General features: G+C 68.9%; 17 protein-coding genes. 12 read left to right on the top strand and 5 right to left on the bottom strand.

Annotated features, from left to right (window positions below):
• Window positions 1-26: 26 nt before the first annotated feature.
• Window positions 27-1133 carry a citrate synthase 2 gene (locus tag ACFOY2_RS39390; protein WP_379533215.1) on the bottom strand — a complete coding sequence of 369 codons (1107 nt, stop codon included), beginning with the start codon at window positions 1131-1133 and terminating at the stop codon, window positions 27-29.
• A gap of 180 nt (window positions 1134-1313) precedes the next feature.
• Between ACFOY2_RS39390 and pdxH the strand changes: the two genes are divergently transcribed.
• The 5 genes from pdxH (at window position 1314) to ACFOY2_RS39365 (ending at window position 7370) form a co-directional block, all read left to right on the top strand.
• Window positions 1314-1967 (top strand): pyridoxamine 5'-phosphate oxidase, encoded by a 654-nt coding sequence (gene pdxH / locus ACFOY2_RS39385; protein ID WP_379533214.1) that lies wholly within the window; start codon window positions 1314-1316, stop codon window positions 1965-1967.
• Between the two features lie 10 nt (window positions 1968-1977).
• Window positions 1978-3210 (top strand): MFS transporter, encoded by a 1233-nt coding sequence (locus ACFOY2_RS39380; protein WP_379533213.1) that lies wholly within the window; start codon window positions 1978-1980, stop codon window positions 3208-3210.
• 322 nt (window positions 3211-3532) lie between these two features.
• Window positions 3533-4237: a metal-dependent transcriptional regulator gene (locus ACFOY2_RS39375; RefSeq protein WP_379533212.1), complete on the top strand. Its 705-nt coding sequence runs from the start codon at window positions 3533-3535 to the stop codon at window positions 4235-4237.
• A 123-nt stretch (window positions 4238-4360) separates the two neighbouring features.
• On the top strand, window positions 4361-6583 hold the full coding sequence (locus ACFOY2_RS39370) for an ATP-binding SpoIIE family protein phosphatase (protein WP_379533211.1): 2223 nt from the start codon (window positions 4361-4363) through the stop codon (window positions 6581-6583).
• Between the two features lie 16 nt (window positions 6584-6599).
• The gene (locus tag ACFOY2_RS39365; protein ID WP_379533210.1) at window positions 6600-7370 is read left to right on the top strand and encodes an alpha/beta fold hydrolase; all 771 of its coding nucleotides are present in this window, start codon (window positions 6600-6602) and stop codon (window positions 7368-7370) included.
• Here ACFOY2_RS39365 and ACFOY2_RS39360 read toward each other — a convergent pair.
• Window positions 7351-7710, bottom strand: coding sequence for a helix-turn-helix domain-containing protein (locus tag ACFOY2_RS39360; protein WP_379533209.1), 360 nt, complete (start codon window positions 7708-7710; stop codon window positions 7351-7353). The genes ACFOY2_RS39365 and ACFOY2_RS39360 overlap by 20 nt on opposite strands.
• Before the next feature lie 20 nt (window positions 7711-7730).
• Between ACFOY2_RS39360 and ACFOY2_RS39355 the strand changes: the two genes are divergently transcribed.
• The gene (locus ACFOY2_RS39355; RefSeq protein ID WP_379533208.1) at window positions 7731-8243 is read left to right on the top strand and encodes a MarR family winged helix-turn-helix transcriptional regulator; all 513 of its coding nucleotides are present in this window, start codon (window positions 7731-7733) and stop codon (window positions 8241-8243) included.
• A 113-nt stretch (window positions 8244-8356) separates the two neighbouring features.
• On the opposite strand, the gene ACFOY2_RS39350 is transcribed toward ACFOY2_RS39355, so the two are convergent.
• Window positions 8357-9502, bottom strand: a complete 1146-nt coding sequence (locus tag ACFOY2_RS39350; protein WP_379533207.1) for an acyl-CoA dehydrogenase family protein — start codon at window positions 9500-9502, stop codon at window positions 8357-8359.
• Window positions 9503-9689: 187 nt separating this feature from the next.
• On the opposite strand from ACFOY2_RS39350, the gene ACFOY2_RS39345 reads away from it, so the two are divergent.
• Together ACFOY2_RS39345 and ACFOY2_RS39340 are read left to right on the top strand one after the other, a co-directional pair.
• Window positions 9690-11048: a hypothetical protein gene (locus ACFOY2_RS39345; RefSeq protein WP_379533206.1), complete on the top strand. Its 1359-nt coding sequence runs from the start codon at window positions 9690-9692 to the stop codon at window positions 11046-11048.
• On the top strand, window positions 11045-11827 hold the full coding sequence (locus tag ACFOY2_RS39340) for a class F sortase (RefSeq protein ID WP_379533205.1): 783 nt from the start codon (window positions 11045-11047) through the stop codon (window positions 11825-11827). The genes ACFOY2_RS39345 and ACFOY2_RS39340 overlap by 4 nt, the downstream gene beginning before the upstream one ends.
• A 427-nt stretch (window positions 11828-12254) precedes the next feature.
• Here the strand turns inward: ACFOY2_RS39340 and ACFOY2_RS39335 are convergent, their stop codons facing one another.
• Window positions 12255-12401 (bottom strand): hypothetical protein, encoded by a 147-nt coding sequence (locus ACFOY2_RS39335; RefSeq protein WP_379533204.1) that lies wholly within the window; start codon window positions 12399-12401, stop codon window positions 12255-12257.
• On the opposite strand from ACFOY2_RS39335, the gene ACFOY2_RS39330 reads away from it, so the two are divergent.
• From ACFOY2_RS39330 to ACFOY2_RS39315, 4 genes are all read left to right on the top strand, one after another.
• On the top strand, window positions 12400-12831 hold the full coding sequence (locus ACFOY2_RS39330) for a hypothetical protein (protein WP_379533203.1): 432 nt from the start codon (window positions 12400-12402) through the stop codon (window positions 12829-12831). The genes ACFOY2_RS39335 and ACFOY2_RS39330 overlap by 2 nt on opposite strands.
• Window positions 12832-12836: 5 nt before the next feature.
• On the top strand, window positions 12837-13595 hold the full coding sequence (locus ACFOY2_RS39325) for a class F sortase (protein ID WP_379533202.1): 759 nt from the start codon (window positions 12837-12839) through the stop codon (window positions 13593-13595).
• 24 nt (window positions 13596-13619) lie between these two features.
• Window positions 13620-14282 carry a hypothetical protein gene (locus tag ACFOY2_RS39320; protein ID WP_379533201.1) on the top strand — a complete coding sequence of 221 codons (663 nt, stop codon included), beginning with the start codon at window positions 13620-13622 and terminating at the stop codon, window positions 14280-14282.
• A 62-nt stretch (window positions 14283-14344) separates the two neighbouring features.
• Window positions 14345-15490: an acetyl-CoA C-acetyltransferase gene (locus ACFOY2_RS39315; protein WP_379533200.1), complete on the top strand. Its 1146-nt coding sequence runs from the start codon at window positions 14345-14347 to the stop codon at window positions 15488-15490.
• Window positions 15491-15563: 73 nt separating this feature from the next.
• Here the strand turns inward: ACFOY2_RS39315 and ACFOY2_RS39310 are convergent, their stop codons facing one another.
• Window positions 15564-15695, bottom strand: coding sequence for a hypothetical protein (locus ACFOY2_RS39310; protein ID WP_379533199.1), 132 nt, complete (start codon window positions 15693-15695; stop codon window positions 15564-15566).
• Window positions 15696-15812 lie beyond the last annotated feature (117 nt).

Here is a 15812-nt window from a genome sequence, read left to right as displayed (position 1 = left end):
TAGCCGTGGGGTGCGAGATCGAGGGCTCAGTACTCGCCGACGACCTCGTCGGCGCCGGGGACCTCGCTGAGTGGGCGAGAGGCCGGGCCGATGTAGTTGGCGCTCGGGCGGACCAGCCGGCCCGTGCGCTTCTGCTCCAGGATGTGCGCGGCCCAACCGGCCGTGCGGGCGCAGGTGAACATCGAGGTGAACATGTGGGGAGGAACCTCGGCGAAGTCGAGGACGACGGCCGCCCAGTACTCCACGTTGGTGGCCAGAACCCGGTCGGGCTTGCGAGCGTGCAACTCCTCGAGCGCGGCCTGCTCCAGCGCCGCCGCCACCTCGTAACGCGGGGCGTCGAGCTGCTTGGCGGTGCGGCGCAGCACACGGGCGCGCGGGTCCTCGGCACGATAGACACGGTGGCCGAAGCCCATGAGGCGGTTGCCCTTGTCGAGCTCGCTCTGGACGTACTTCTTGGCGTCGCCGAGCTGCTCGACGCCCTCGATCATGTGCAGCACACGGGCGGGGGCGCCGCCGTGCAGCGGGCCTGACATGGCTCCGACGGCGCCGGAGAGCGCGGCGGCCACGTCGGCGCCGGTGGAGGCGATGACGCGGGCGGTGAACGTCGAGGCGTTCATGCCGTGCTCGGCCGCGGAGGTCCAGTAGGCGTCGATGGCCTTGACATGCTTGGGATCAGGCTCACCGCGCCAGCGGATCATGAAACGTTCGACGATGGTCGTGGCCTCGTCGACCCGGCTCTGGGGCACCATCGGCAGGCCGAGCCCGCGCGCGGATTGCGCGACGAAGGACAGCGCCATCACCGAGGCGCGCGCGAGCTGGTCGCGGGCCTCCTCGTCACTGATGTCGTGCAGGGGCTTGAAGCCATAGGCCGGAGCCAGCATGGCCAGCGCGCTCTGCACGTCTACGCGGATGTCACCGGAGTGGACAGGGATGGGGAACGGCTCCGCCGGGGGGAGGCCCGGCTGGAACTTGTTGTCGACCAGCAGGCCCCACACGGCCCCGAACGGGACGCGGCCGACCAACTCTTCGATGTCGACGCCCCGGTATCGAAGGGCGCCCCCTTCTTTGTCCGGTTCCGCGATCTCGGTTTCGAAAGCCACGACGCCTTCGAGCCCGGGTTTGAAGTCGGACATGCGTGGCCGCCTCCCTTTCTTCTTGCCATGTTTGGGCAATGCCTTGATGTCGAGATACCGGCGGGTCAATTTAACCCCCTCGCAGCTCATGGTCGGTCTCGGGACCCGCCGTTAGGCCAAACCCGCTGGTCGGGAGCGGTGCATGAGATCAGCTACGCAAGCACGCAAGAATGTCGTCTCGTGGATGCCACCCCGCGCCCGCCCGTGCTGGCGGGGCTACGCCGTACGTACGAGGGCGAGCCGCTGCTCGAATCAGACGTCGCGTCCGATCCCATCGCGCAGTTCACCGTCTGGTTCCAGGAGGCGCTCGACGCCGGCTTGCCGGAACCCAACGCCATGGTCCTGGCCACCGCCTCCGCAGGGGGGCGGCCGAGCGCCAGGACAGTCCTGCTCAAGGGCTACGACGAACGCGGATTCGTCTTCTACACCAACTACGAGTCGCGCAAGGGCCGCGACCTGGCCGAGAACGCCCGCGCGTCCCTGCTGTTCCCCTGGCACCCGATCCGCCGCCAGGTGCGCGTCGAGGGCGCCGTCTACCGCATCTCCCACGAGGAGTCCGCCGAATACTTCAACTCCCGCCCGTACGGCTCGCGCATCGGGGCCTGGGCCTCGCGGCAGTCGGCCGTCGTGCGTTCCAGAGAGGAGCTGGACGCCCGTTACGAGGAACTGGCCGCCCGCTGGCCGGAAAATCCGCCCGTGCCCGATTTCTGGGGCGGTTACCGGGTGGTCCCCGTCGAGATCGAGTTCTGGCAGGGGCAGCTCGACCGCATGCACGACCGGCTCCGCTACCGGCGGATGCGACCCGGCTGGGCCTTGGAGAGACTTGCCCCTTAAAGTGCCCTAAGTGGCAATCGGGGATCTGATCAAGCGTCATTTGCTGGACACCCGGCCGCTGGGCGTCCCCGCGTACCGGCGGCTGTGGTTCGGTCAGGCGGTCTCCCACATCGGCGTCGGCACGACCGTGGTCGCCGTCATGCAGCAGGTGTTCGAGCTCACACAGTCCTCGTTCTGGGTCGGGCTGCTCGGCATGGCGAACTTCGTCCCGCTGGTGATCTTCGGTCTGTGGGGAGGGGCGGTCGCCGACGCCGTCGACCGGCGCAAACTGCTCGTCGCCGGCTCGGTGATCGCCTGGGCGGCCACGCTGTTCATCCTGCTCCAGGCGCTCCTGGGCCTGAACAACGTCTACCTGATCCTCGCCGCGGTCGCGCTGAACGCCACCGGCTTCGCCATCACCGGGCCGACCAGGGGCGCGATCATCCCCAGGATCGTGGAGCCGGAGCTGGTGCCGGCCGCCAACGCGCTCAACTCGCTCGTCTTCAGCATCGGCGCGGTGGCGGGGCCGATGGTGGGCGCGGCCATGCTCGTCTTCGGCGGGTACCCCGCGGCCTACGCGGTGGACGCCCTGCTGTTCACAGGAAGCCTCTACGCGGCCCTCAGACTGCCCTCACTGCCTCCTTTGGGCGAAGTGCGGCCTCCGGGTGCCAAGGCCGTGATCGAAGGGCTCAGCTTCATCATGAGGAGCCCGGTGCTGCTGATGTCGTTCGTGGTGGACCTCATCGCGATGGTGTTCGCGATGCCGCGGGCGCTCTTCCCCGAGGTGACCAACGAGAAATTCGGCGGCGATCCGGTGGCGCTGGGCTGGCTGAACTCCGCCATGGCGATCGGCTCGGTGGTCGGCGCGCTGTTCTCCGGCTGGGTCGGGCGGGTCTCGCGCCAGGGCGTGGCCCTGGTCGTCGTCATCGCCGTCTGGGGCCTGGCCGTGGCCGCCGCCGGGCTCGCCGGCGAGTTGTGGCTGGTCGTGGCGTTCATGGCCGTCGGAGGCGTCGCCGACGTCATCTCCTCGGTGTGGCGGCAGTCGATCCTGCAGTTGCACGCCCCCGACGAGATGCGGGGGCGGCTGCAGGGGGCGTTCATGGTGGTCGTGGCGGGCGGGCCGCGCCTGGGCGAGCTGCGGGCCGGGGCGACCGCGGCGTTCGGGCTGACCGGGGCGTGGGTGGGCGGCGGGCTGGCGTGCGCCGTGACGGTGTTGATCGTCGGCCTGTCGGTGTCGCGCTTCAGGAACTATCGGGCGCGTTAACGGCGTTTCTCCGGTCGATGAACGCGAATGGATCAGCACCCTTCTTCGGATATACGTCATCTCGCCTTCTCCAGACCTTTGTCCAAAATGCTCCTGGCTGGACGGGCGCCGGCGCAGGCCCGTCCCCGGCGGCGTTCCCGCAGGTGAAGGCGGTCGCCTCGGGGCTCTTCTCCGCGTCGGGAAGCAACCGGGCGGCCCCGTTGTTGCCGTCCTTAACCATCGTCGGTCGTTCTCCCAATAGGGTTCTCCTGATTCCTGTGCCCGATGCGGACGGGCCCGGTCCGCGCCCCGACCGGCGTAACATTCAGTTAGGAGGACTGCCTTGACCGCACACGGCCTGATCGACACGACGGAGATGTACCTCCGCACGATTTACGAGCTCGAGGAGGAGGGCATCGTCCCCCTTCGCGCCCGCATCGCCGAGCGCCTGCAGCAGAGCGGCCCCACGGTGAGCCAGACGGTCGCCCGCATGGAGCGTGACGGGCTGGTACGCGTCGAGGGAGACCGCCACCTGTCGATGACCGACCTGGGCCGCACGCTCGCCACCCGCGTCATGCGCAAGCACCGGCTCGCCGAGTGCCTGCTCACCCAGGTGATCGGCCTTCCCTGGGAAGAGGTGCACATCGAGGCCTGCCGCTGGGAGCACGTCATGTCGGAGTCCGTCGAGTCGCGCCTGGTGACGCTGCTCGACAACCCGACCGTCTGCCCGCACGGCAACCCCATCCCCGGGCTCGGCGAGCTGGGCGCCAAAGAGCCGGCCGAGGGCGGCGCCAACGTGCTGACCTCGATGTCCGACCTCGCGGGGCCGGGAGACACCGCGGTCGTCGTGCGCCGAATCAGCGAACAAGTGCAAAGCGATCCCGTTGTGATGCTTAAACTCAAGCAAGTTGGGATACAACCCGGACGCGAGGTGACGCTCGCGGCGAGCGACGACGGTGTGCGGGTGACAGGTGACGGAGACGCAAACGACACTCCCGCGGAGCTACCGCGGGACGTCGCCGCGCACGTTTTTGTGTCCAAGCGCTGACGCGCGCGCGGCCGCTTGGTTGAATCCCTCCTGGGAGGCCCTCCACTCTCCCCTGGCCAAGACTGTTGCAGGAGCGCCCGTGGTCCATCTTGCATACACGCCACCCCGAGGAGTGGTCTCCGGATGAAGCGTTGGGGGGAACTGTCACCAGAAACGGTTGATCATCTTGCTGCCGGGTCCGTGCTCGACCACGCCGAGATGGCGGTGGTCGTCACCGATCGGTTTAGCAATCTCCTGTATTGGAACCCGTTCGCCGAAAAGCTCTTCGGCCGTCCGGGCAAGGCGCCCTCGCGTGACGCGTCCGTCCTGTCCCTCGGGATCATGGAGAAGGATCATCCGCTGGCGATCGAGCTGGCCAAGCACGTGCTCAAGGGCGGCGTGTGGGAGGGCACGTTCGACATCAGGCGGGCCGACGGCACCATCATCTACGTCCGCGCCCAGGCCGTGCCGCTGCGCCACTCGGCGGGCTCGGTGACGGGCATCGTCGTCCTGGCCCGCGAGGCGCTGCGCAGCAACGAACGGGAGAAAGACCGTTTCGGGCTGCTGGAGCGCATCGGCGAGCGGCTGGCCGGCTCGCTCTACGTCGAGGAGACGCTCAAGCGCGTCGCCGAGATGCTGGTCCCGCAGTTCGCCGACCACTGCTTCATCGAGCTGATGGAGGGCGACCGGCTGGTGCGCCGGGTCTCGCAGCACGTCCAGGGGTGGAGCCCGCCGGCGGGAACGTGGAAGCCGGTGGGCGCGGAGATCCGCTACCCCTCCGGCCACTACGCCGACACCGCCCTGCGACGCCAGGAGACCATCCTCGTCGAAGACTTCTCCACCAACAGCTTTCCCAGCCCCAACGAGGACAGCGCGCGGCTGTGCGGCGAGATCGGCATGACCTCGGCCATCGTCGCCCCCCTGCTGGTGCGCGGCGAGATGCTGGGGCTGATGTACCTCGGCCTGTCCAACCTCACCGACCGGCGCAGCCCCCACTACGACGCCTTCGACCGCGACTTCGTGGGCGCCATCGCCACCAGGGTCGCGCTGGCGATCGACAACGCGCTGCTGTTCGAGGAAGAGCGCCACACGGCCGAGTCGTTCCAGAAACACCTGCTGCCGAGGGCGCTGCCGCAGTTCGACGGCCTGCAGATCGCGGTGCGCTACTACCCCGCGGCCCCGCTGGTCTCCCACGGCCAGGGCATCCAGACCCAGGTCGGCGGCGACTGGTACGACGTGATCCCGCTGTCGGCGGGCCGCGTCGGCATCGTGATCGGCGACGTCGAGGGCAGGGGCGCCAAGGCCGCCGCCATCATGGGCCAGCTGCGGGCGGCGCTTCGGGCCTTCGCCCAGGACGACAAGTCGCCCGCCGACATCCTGGCCAGACTCGACGAGTGGACCCGCATCATCGCCACCCCCGAGTACGACGACAACGGCGCCGAGATCAGCATCCCGCCCATCGTGACCTGCCAGTACCTCGTCTACGACGCCTGGTCCCGCCAGCTCTCCTTCGCCAACGCCGGCCACGCGCCGCCGCTGCTCCTGGTCGATGGCCAGTGCTGTGAGCTCGACATCGAGGAGGTCGGCCAGCCGCTCGGCGTCCGCGCCAAGGGCCTGCACGCCGACCTGGTCTACAAGGAGGAGACCCGCACCCTCCCGCCGGGCGCGGCGCTGATCCTCTACACCGACGGCCTGGTCGACCGCCGTCCGGGGCGCGACGGAGAGATGCCGAGCGACCAGGAGACGCTCGGCGTGCTCTGCGACAAGCTCGCCAAGGTGTCAGGAGCCGAGGTCGAGCGCGTCGCCGACGCCGCCACGGTGGCGGTGCCCGGCGAGATCGACGACGACATGGCGATCTTGGTCGTCCGCTCCAGCGACGTCGACCTCGACGTCGAGGAGCGCACGTTCCCCGCCAAGCCGATCATGGTCGGCGAGGCGCGCCGCATGGCGTCGCAGGCGTTCTCGAGCTGGAACGTGCCCGAGGAGCGGGCCGAGCTGGCCTGCCTGCTCGTCTCCGAGGTCGTCACCAACGTCGTGCTGCACGCGGCCACCGCCACCGTGCCGCGCAGGGAGCTGGTCGTGGAGGGGCCGCCGCTGCCGTTCGAGGAGTCCTGGGACACACCCGGCTTCGAGGACGAAGTGGTCGGCGACAAGGAGTTCACGCTCCGGCTGCGCAGGGGCGAGGAGTCGGTCTGGGTCGAGGTGTTCGACCAGGACCTGCGCCTGCCGCGCATTCGCAGCGCGGGGGAGAACGACGAGGGCGGGCGCGGCCTCTACCTGGTCGACCAGCTCGCCAGTCGCTGGGGATCGCGACCTACCAGGGAAGGCAAAGCCGTCTGGTTCGAGATTCCCACCCGCGGCAGGTGAATGATTCACTGGCGCTATGGAGCTGGCCTTCGAACGCCGGGGCGCCGGGGCGCCGCTGATCCTCATCCACGGCATCGGCCACCACTGGCAGGGGTGGCTGCCGGTCATGGACCGGCTGGCCGCCTCCCGTACGGTGATCGCGATTGACCTGCCCGGATTCGGCGATTCGCCGGACCTGCCCGACGGCACGCCCTACACGGCCGAGTCGCTGGCCGACGCCGTCGAGTCGTTCTGCGCGCTGCTCGGCGTGCGCGAACCACACGTCGCGGGCAACTCGCTCGGCGGCTACATCGCCCTTGAGCTGGCCTCGCGCGGCGTCGTCCGTACGGCTGCCGCGCTCTCGCCCGTCGCCTTCTGGTCGCGCTCCGAGTTGCTCTACTGCCAGTCGATGCTGCGTGCCCTGCGGGGCTCGGCCCGTGCCATGCCGCCCGAGCGGACCGCCATGGCCGTCGAGAACCCGGTCCTGCGCGCCCTGTCGGCCGGGCTCCTGGTCGCTCGCCCGTCCAGGCTGGAGCCGACCGCGCTGCTGGCCGCCATACAGGCGCTGGGCCGGGCGAGCGGGTTCGAGGAGACGCTGGAGTCGTTCGCCGGGCTGATGCCGCCCGTGCCGCCGAAGTCGCCCATCACGATCGCCTGGGGCGAGCGCGACCGGCTCCTGCCGCGCCGCCAGGCGGTGCGCGCGGCCCGCTGGTCGGGGCAGCGGGTCAAGCTGCTGAAAGGCTGCGGCCACCTGCCGATGAGCGACGACCCCGAGCTCGTGGCGCGGGTCATCCTGGGAGCGGGCTGAGGTTGGCGGCCATCCGGCGCAGCACGTCGACGGTCGCCTGATACTCCTGCGGGCTCACGCCCTCGATCGCCTGCCGCCTGAAGCGGCCGACCTGTTCGGCGATCCGCGCGTGCGCGGCCCTGCCCGTGTCGGTCAGCAGGCCGTCCGCCAGCCAGCCCTTGGCGGTGAGGCGTTCGGCGGCCTCCCGCACGCCCTCGAACGGCATGGGGTCCGTGCTGCCCTGGGCTGCGGCGTTGAGGACCTGCCACTCCCGGCGCGAGGTGGTCTGGAGCGCCTCGTCCATCGAGTTCTCCAGCAGGTTGTCGAGGTGCTTCAGCCAATAACCGATGGGTTTTTCCATGCATGTACAATAGCAACTATATGTATAAAGACAACGATATTGCCGCGGTCGAGCGGGCCATGGTCACGATCAGGCGCAGGCAGAGCAGGCGGGTGCTGGCCAAGCAGCAGGAGGCGTACGGGCCCGAGCACGACGTGCTCGACGTGATCGAGGGCGCGAGCGGGCCCGTCACGGTGTCCACGGTCGCGGGGGCGCTGAGCGTCGATCAGCCGAGGGCGAGCAGGCTGGTGACGGCGGCCGTGACGGCGGGCCTGGTCAGACGCGAGGCCGACCAGGCCGACGGGCGGCGGTCGCGGCTGCTGCTCACCGAAGCCGGACGGGCCGCGCTGGAGCAGGCGCACCGCGCCAGGCAGGCGGTCTTCGCCCGGGCGATGGCCGGATGGCCGGCGGGCGAACGGGCCGAGTTCGCCCGGCTGCTCACCCGCTTCGTCGAGGACACCGGGCGGCTAACGCATGGTCTGGCCCCAGACGAGCAGCATGGCGATGATGAACACGATCATCACGCCGGCGTAGCCGACGGGTCCGAAGCGTAGCGCCCGGCGCACCCGGTTGAGGCCCCAGGCGAACAGCAAGGCGAGGAAAACCAGGAGGATCAGGCCGCCGTCCATGGTCTCCAGTATGCGGTGCGAGCCCGATCCCCGCGCGGTCAGAACCCGAACGACCGCCCGATGATCTCCTTCATGATCTCGGTGGTGCCGCCGTAGATCGTCTGGACGCGGCTGTCGATCCACGCCTTGGCGACCGGGTACTCCATCATGTAGCCGTAGCCGCCGTGGAGCTGCAGGCAGCGGTCGATGACCTTGGTCTGCAGTTCGGTCGTCCACCACTTGGCCTTGGCCGCGTCCACCGCGCTGAGCTCGCCCGCGTTGAGGGCGAGGATGCACTTGTCGACGTAGTGGCGGGCGATCTCGGTCTCGGTGGCCAGCTCCGCCAGGACGAAACGGGTGTTCTGGAACGAGCCGATGCTGCGCCCGAAGGCCTGGCGGCCCTTGCAGTACTCGATGGTCTGCTCCAGCACGGCCTCGGCCGCGGCCACCGCCCCCACGGCGATCGACAGGCGCTCCTGAGGCAGGTTGTTCATGAGCTGGACGAAGCCCTCGCCGTCCTTGCTCCCCAGCCGGTTGGCGACCGGCACGCGGACGTTGTCGAAGAACAACTCGGCCGTGTCCTGCGCCTTCATGCCGATCTTGTCGAGGTTGCGTCCCCGGCCGAAGCCCTCCATGCCCCGCTCCACCACCAACAGTGTGGTGCCCTTGGCGCCGGCGTCCGGGTCGGTCTTGGCGACCACGACCACGAGGTCGGCGTTGATCCCGTTCGTGATGAACGTCTTCTGCCCGTTGACCACGTAGTGGTCGCCGTCGCGGACGGCGGTGGTCCTGATCCCCTGCAGGTCGCTGCCGGCCCCCGGCTCGCTCATCGCAATGGCGGTGATCAGCTCGCCGGCGGCGAACCCCGGCAGCCACCGCCGCTTCTGCTCGTCGTCGGTCAGCTCCACGACGTACGGCGCCATGACGTCGTTGTGCAGCGAGAACCCGAGCCCCGTGGCGGAATGCCGGATGATCTCCTCGACGATGACCGTGTTGTAGCGGAAGTCCGTGACCCCGGAGCCGCCGTATTCTTCGGGCACCGAGAACCCGAACATGCCCATTTCGCCGGCCTTCTTCCAGACCTCGCGCGGGACGATGCCGTCCTTCTCCCACTGTTCGTGGTGCGGCACGACCTCTCGTGCCATGAACTCGCGCACGGTCTCCCTGAAGAGCAGGTGTTCCTCGTCGAAGAGGTCTCGCCGCATAGGTCCTCCACCCAGTGCCAGAATACAATTCTGTTACTCAGAGGTATACCCGCTTTCCCCGTGCGGCGGGCAGCGCTGGACACGGCTTCATCACAAGTGCCGGAGGTTGCCGGAATCCGCATGTGTCGGGGGAGTTTTCAGCCCTAAGATCTACGCTCGGTCTATTTGTGGCTGATCGGAGTCTCCCGTGAGTCGGTTACGCAAGGCGTTGATCGCCGTATCGGTGGGCATGGCGGCATCAGCGGCGTTCATCATGACGCCGGCGGACGCCGATTCGTTCAACCTCGTGGTCAATTACAGCTGTACGGGCGGGATCGCGGGAACTCAGCCGGTGACGCTCCAGGCGCGGGTGAACGTCCCCACTGTCCTGCAGGTCGGCAGCTCCCTGAACCTCGGCTGGAAACTCGACTACACGGGGACTCGCAGGTTCATCTCACCGGGCTACTTCGAGGCCGGAGCCCTCACTTCCATGGTCGGCAGCATTAAGCTCACCGGCGCGTGGAGCGGCTCGCTGGAAGCCCTGGGTACCAAGGAGCAGGTGGGGCTGGCGTCCACCGTCCCGCTTGAGATACCGGAAGCGCTCAGCTATTCGGCGCATCTGACCAAGGCGGGCGTGATCAAGCTCCGCCCCCAGAACCTGACCATGGACTTCCTCCCGCCGAAGAGCGAGATCACCGTCAATGACGACGCGGCCGGCGTGAAATACGACGACAGTTGGATGCACGACCCCAACACTCGCGACGAATACGGCGACCATGGGGGTGACGTGCACACCAGCACTACGAAGGGCGCCAAGGCTGGCATCACCTTCACCGGCACCGGGTTCGAGTACATCGGTCGGCGCATGCCGGATGTGAGCCGGGTCAGGGTGACCGTGGACGAAGACGCCTCTGGTGAGGTCGATCCCAAGCTCAAGGACGGCAAGCCGACAAACGCGACTGAGGGGAACATCTCCCTCTGGAAGCGGATGGACCTGCCCTACGGCGAACACACGGTCACAATCGAGAGCCTTGACGCCGCCCCCATCCACCTCGACGCGTTCAAGCTGCACACGAAGGCGATGGTCGAGGCGCCGACCCTGCACACGAGCACCTGCGTGCCGTCCAGCGACACGGACATCGTCGAGATCACAGTGAAGGATGGCTCCTTGTCGCCCAGCCCGACGGGCGACCAGACGACCCCGCCCCCGACGACCCCGCCCCCCACGAACTCCGGGAGCCCGACGGCGATCCCCACGGGCACGACGCCGACGCCCGGGCCCCAGTCCACCTGGCCGACGGACGGGCTCGTGAGCGTGGTCCCCAGGGGCAGTTCGACGCCCACCACCACGCGGTCCGCGACCCCGACGGCGACGAAGTACGTACGGGCGCAGGTCGCCAAGATCCCCAAGGGTGGGGTGGAGACGGGTGAAGCGCCCGATGATCCATCGAACGCCGGGGCGTTGGGGCTGATCCTCAGCGGGTCCGTGATGATCGCGGGCAGCGCCACCGGAGGTCTGCTGCTCTGGCGCCGACGCGCCGCGCATGCCGGAGGAGACAAGCGATGACCGAGCAGAAGCCGACGCGGAACAAGGCCCTGCCCGGCCTGCTGGTCGCCGGTTCGCTGGCCGGGGTGGGTGCCGTCATGGCGGGCCTGCTCTCCCTGGCGCCGCCGCCGGTGGACGACGGCTCGGGGCCGAACCCGGTGTCCATGGACGAGCCGTCGAAGATCCAGATGGAGAACGCGGGCGCGTTCGTGCTGCCGCCCAGCGTCGGCCCCGGAGGCTCGGCCGGTCTGACCCCCGCCCGCCCGGAGGCGCCGCCGCCGCTGGCCGCGGTGCCCGCCGTGGCCCCGATCCCGGCGGCCAAGACCAAGGTCGCCAAGGCCAAGGGCAAGCCCACGCGGATCAAGATCCCCAAGATCAAGGTCAACGCACCTGTGGGCCAGGTGACCGTGGACATCAAGGGCAACCTGGGCGCGCCCTCCCTGGCCAAGCAGAACCTGACCGGTTGGTACCGCTTCTCCCCGCTGCCCGGGGAGAACGGGCCGACCGTCATCAACGGCCACGTCAGCACCCGCAAGGGCCCCGCGGTCTTCGCCCGCCTGTCGGAGCTGGTCAAGGGCGACCAGATCTACGTGTACCGGGGGGACCGCAAGATCGCCCGCTACACGGTGAGCGGGATCGAACAGGTCAGCAAGTCGACGTTCCCGACGGCGCGGGTCTACGGGAACACCAGCGGGTCACAGCTCAGGCTCATCACCTGCGGCGGCGTCTTCAACAGGAACGCGCACAGTTACAAGGACAACATCATCGTGTACGCAACGTTGTCCAAGAAGAAAGTGTGATGAGGAAGTTATGGCCGATTTGGCTGTTTACGGGAAGTTGACAGGGACAGTTCGTAAGATCTCAACCTAACCGTGACCAACGGCTGGGATTCTGGTGCGACTGTTGATACTGCGCTGAAATGGAGATGGAAGTGCTGACGTCCAAGGCGCGGCGCCGCCTCGCCCTCAAGACATCCGCCATGGCCGTCGTAGGCGCAGGGATCTTCGGTGCGATGCCAGTGGTGGCCGCGATGGCGGCTCCGGTTGATGTGCTTTACAACTGCGGGCCGACAGGAGCGCAGGCAGGGGCGCAGTCTCCCTACTGGTTCAACATGGAGCTGAGGACCCCGGCCGCGGCTATCTCCCCCAACGCCACGGTAACGGTCACATGGGACATCCGCCCGCCGACGGGCACTCCCTCGCACACTCCGGCGCTGACCGCGACTGCTCAGATCACGCCGAGCAGCAACATCACGGCATCGGGTGCCGTTAGCCCGAGTGGGTCGCCGGTGCCTGCGGCATCGATACCTGCCGCCGGTGCCGTCACGCAACAGTCGACGGTGACACCCGGCGCCACCATGCCGGTACCGGCCATGACCATGGTGATCAGGCCGACTGCGACGGGCACGGTCGCGCTCGAGGGCGGTAGCTTCAACCTGGCGGTCAATGGCGCGACCTGGTTCCAGTGTGCGCCGGGCCCCTCCGGCGGCCCCTCGGCCAACCTGGTCGTCGCGACGGGCACGCCGACGTCGGGCACTCCGACCCCCACGCCGACTCCCACGCCGACCCCGACCCCCACCCCGACCCCCACCCCGACGCCCAAGCCCACGAAGACCAGTACCGTCTTCAAGACCGTCACGCCCAAGGAGAGCAAGTCCCAGACTCCCAAGGCCGGGGCCGACACCGGTGCCGGTGGGACGATGGGGCCCGACGGGCGGATGTTCATCCTGACCGGCACCGCCCTGATCGGGGCGGCGGCCGTGGGCGGGCTCGTGATGCGCCGGCGTAACGCGGCCAAGGGCTGACGGGCGTGTCCGGGCACTATCCGTACGGCGGCGGTCCCGCCGACGTACCGCCGCCGCAGGACAAGGGGAGCACGGCGCTCAGGGCCGCGCTGATCCTGGCCGCTGTCGCCGGTGTCGTCACGGTGGTGGCCGGACTGCTGATCGTGTTCAGGTCTCCTGACGAGTACGGGCTGGAAAACAAGCGGGACGCCCTGGAGTTGTCGTCGCAGCAGAAGCCGGGCCAGCCCGAGCAGGCGATGTTCCAGGCGGCCCCGGACGTGCCGCCGCCGCTGCCGGAGATCACCGCGGCGCCGGCGATGTTGCCGTCCACGCCGAAGCGCATCGTGATCAAGAAGCTGGGCATCAACGCGCCGATCAGCCAGGTCGGGCTGGCCAGGGACGGGACGATCCAGGTGCCCCCGTCGGAGAACCCGAACCTGGTCGGCTGGTACCGGAGCATGTCCGCCCCCGGCCAGGCCGGCCCCGCGGTGCTGCTCGGCCACAAGGACACCAGGACGAGACCCGCCGTCTTCAACCGGCTGCCCGAGATCAGGAATGGCGACACCATCGAGGTCAAGCGCCAGGACGGGACCACCGCGGTGTTCACCGTGGGCGGCGTCGAGCAGGCGAGCAAGAAGACGTTCCCGACCGAGCGGGTCTACGGTCCCCAGGACAACGCTCAACTGCACCTGATCACCTGCGGTGGGACCTACGATCGGCGCACTGGGCACTACACCGACAACGTCATCGTCTACGCGACGATGACGAGCTCCTATCGAAGCTGAGCGCGGAGGCGGGCAATGGGCTGGATGGCGAAGCGGAGACTGCGTACTGGCCCGACGGCGGCGTTGCCCGCCAAACCCGACGCGGCCGAGCTGCTGCGCATCGTGCGGCTGGCCGATCCGACCGCCAGGACCGAAGGCGACGACATCGTGGCGTCCGACGTCCGGGTCTACGCGCCGGTGGAGGCCGACGCCGACCTGGCGGGTGGCGAGCTGGAGAAGGTCTGGGCGGTCAGGGTGGCTGCCGAGGGGCCGCTGCCGCTCGACTACTTCGACCGCTACCTGGCCGAGGGCCTCGCCTTCCGGCTCAAGGGGCTCGCGGTGTGCCGGGGCGAGGTGAGCGATCCCGCCGACGCCGAAGGGGTCGGCCCGGCCGTCATCGTGCCGGTGCGCCCGACGGCCGAGGAGCTGGCGCCGCTGCTGGAGCCGGACGAGGACGACGAGTTCACGTTCACGGCCGGTGACATCAGGGCGGCGTTGGTGCCGCAGAAGGGGCAGCCTCCGGCCGCGCAGGAGCTGCTGCCGTTCGCCACGGAGCTGACCGCGATCGAGTTGCGTGGTGAGGAGCCGGTCAAGCTGGGCGCGCTGGCCCTGGAGCTGTCGGAGGCGTTGAACGGGCTGGTGGTGGACCGGTGGCGGTTCCGGGTCGAGGCGGCGGAGGAGCTGGCGCCTCCGGCCGAGGAGTCGTAGAACGTCGTTCTGTTGTACTCTGCACCTAGTAACCGAATAATGCTCGGTTTCCAGGAGGCACTGTGGCAGAGGCGTACATCGTCGGGGCGGTCCGCTCCCCGGTCGGCAAGAAGAAGGGCGGCCTTTCCACCGTCCACCCCACTGACCTGGCCGCGCACACGTTGAAGGCGCTGATCGACCGCACCGGCGTCGACCCCGAGGCGGTCGAGGACGTCATCATGGGGTGCGTCATGCAGTTCGGCCCGCAGAGCATGGACATCGCGCGCAACGCGTGGTTGTCGGCGGGCCTGCCCGAGACCACCGCCGGAGTGACGATCGACCGGCAGTGCGGTTCCTCGCAGCAGTCCATCCACTTCGCCGCCCAGGGCGTCATGTCCGGCACCCAGGACCTGGTGGTGGCCGCCGGCGTCGAGTCGATGAGTGTCGTGCCCATGGGGTCGTCGATCACGACCGCGCTGGAGAAGGGCATGCCGTTCCCGTTCGGCGACAAGTGGGTCGAACGGTACGGCAAGCAGGAGATCTCGCAGTTCCGCGGCGCCGAGTTGATGTGCGAGAAGTGGGGCTACACGCGCGAGGTGCTGGAGCAGTACGCGTTCGAGTCCCACCAGCGGGCCGCCAAGGCCATCGCCAACGGCCACTTCAAGGACCAGATCGCGCCCATCAACGGCGTCGAGGACGACGAGGGGCCGCGCGCGGACACCACGCTGGAGAAGATGGCCGCGCTGAAGACCCTGAAAGAGGGCGGCCAGATCACCGCGGCCACCTCCTCGCAGATCTCCGACGGCTCCGGCGCGGTGCTGATCGCCTCCGAGCAGGCGGTCAGGGAGCACGGCCTGACGCCGCGCGCCCGCATCCACCAGCTCGCGCTGCTCGGCGACGACCCGGTCTACATGCTGACGGCGCCGATCCCGGCCACGCGGCAGGCGCTGAAGAAGGCCGGCATCACGATCGGCGACATCGACGTCGTGGAGATCAACGAGGCGTTCGCGCCGGTGCCGCTGGCCTGGACGAAGGAGCTCGACGCCGACCCTGCCAGGGTCAACCCGAACGGCGGCGCGATCGCGCTCGGCCACCCGCTGGGCGGCACGGGCGCGATCTTGATGACCAAGCTGCTGCACGAGCTGGAGCGCACCGGCGGACGCTACGGGCTGCAGACGATGTGCGAGGGCGGCGGCCAGGCCAACGTCACGATCATCGAGCGACTGTGAAGAAACGCGAGCGCCGCCTCCAGGCGTATGGGGGAGGCGGCGCTCGCTCTAACTACCCATCCTGGTAGTTGTCTCAGCGGCCCTTGGGCGGGATGCGCCGGGGCGGCGCGATCGGGCGCTGCGGCATCTTGGGCAACTGTCGCGGCGCGGGCATACCCGGATGCCCTGGGGCGTTCTTCTTCTTTTTACTGGCACGAACTCGCATGCGAGGCTCCTTTACGCAGATCGACGACGCGGCCCGCGAGGCCGGTCGGCAAGCTCAGCTGCCGCGTCTGGGACGGACGGAGACGGCGTGAATGATCGCCGTCGGACGATTTCGCTG

Source organism: Nonomuraea purpurea (assembly GCF_042650645.1).
Lineage (GTDB): Bacteria > Actinomycetota > Actinomycetes > Streptosporangiales > Streptosporangiaceae > Nonomuraea > Nonomuraea purpurea.
The sequence above is the reverse complement of the archived record's forward strand: the minus strand, read 5'-3'. Positions and strand labels throughout refer to the sequence as shown.

Excerpts from the sequence above, each read along its gene's own strand:
- ACFOY2_RS39365 (WP_379533210.1), top strand. The coding sequence starts at position 6,600 with ATGGAGCTGGCCTTCGAACGCCGGGGCGCCGGGGCGCCGCTGATCCTC.
- ACFOY2_RS39310 (WP_379533199.1), bottom strand. The coding sequence starts at position 15,695 with ATGCGAGTTCGTGCCAGTAAAAAGAAGAAGAACGCCCCAGGGCATCCG.
- ACFOY2_RS39320 (WP_379533201.1), top strand. The coding sequence starts at position 13,620 with ATGGCGAAGCGGAGACTGCGTACTGGCCCGACGGCGGCGTTGCCCGCC.
- ACFOY2_RS39390 (WP_379533215.1), bottom strand. The coding sequence starts at position 1,133 with ATGTCCGACTTCAAACCCGGGCTCGAAGGCGTCGTGGCTTTCGAAACC.
- ACFOY2_RS39330 (WP_379533203.1), top strand. The coding sequence starts at position 12,400 with ATGACCATGGTGATCAGGCCGACTGCGACGGGCACGGTCGCGCTCGAG.
- ACFOY2_RS39335 (WP_379533204.1), bottom strand. The coding sequence starts at position 12,401 with ATGGCCGGTACCGGCATGGTGGCGCCGGGTGTCACCGTCGACTGTTGC.
- ACFOY2_RS39355 (WP_379533208.1), top strand. The coding sequence starts at position 7,731 with ATGTATAAAGACAACGATATTGCCGCGGTCGAGCGGGCCATGGTCACG.
- ACFOY2_RS39370 (WP_379533211.1), top strand. The coding sequence starts at position 4,361 with ATGAAGCGTTGGGGGGAACTGTCACCAGAAACGGTTGATCATCTTGCT.
- ACFOY2_RS39360 (WP_379533209.1), bottom strand. The coding sequence starts at position 7,710 with ATGGAAAAACCCATCGGTTATTGGCTGAAGCACCTCGACAACCTGCTG.
- ACFOY2_RS39350 (WP_379533207.1), bottom strand. The coding sequence starts at position 9,502 with ATGCGGCGAGACCTCTTCGACGAGGAACACCTGCTCTTCAGGGAGACC.
- ACFOY2_RS39340 (WP_379533205.1), top strand. The coding sequence starts at position 11,045 with ATGACCGAGCAGAAGCCGACGCGGAACAAGGCCCTGCCCGGCCTGCTG.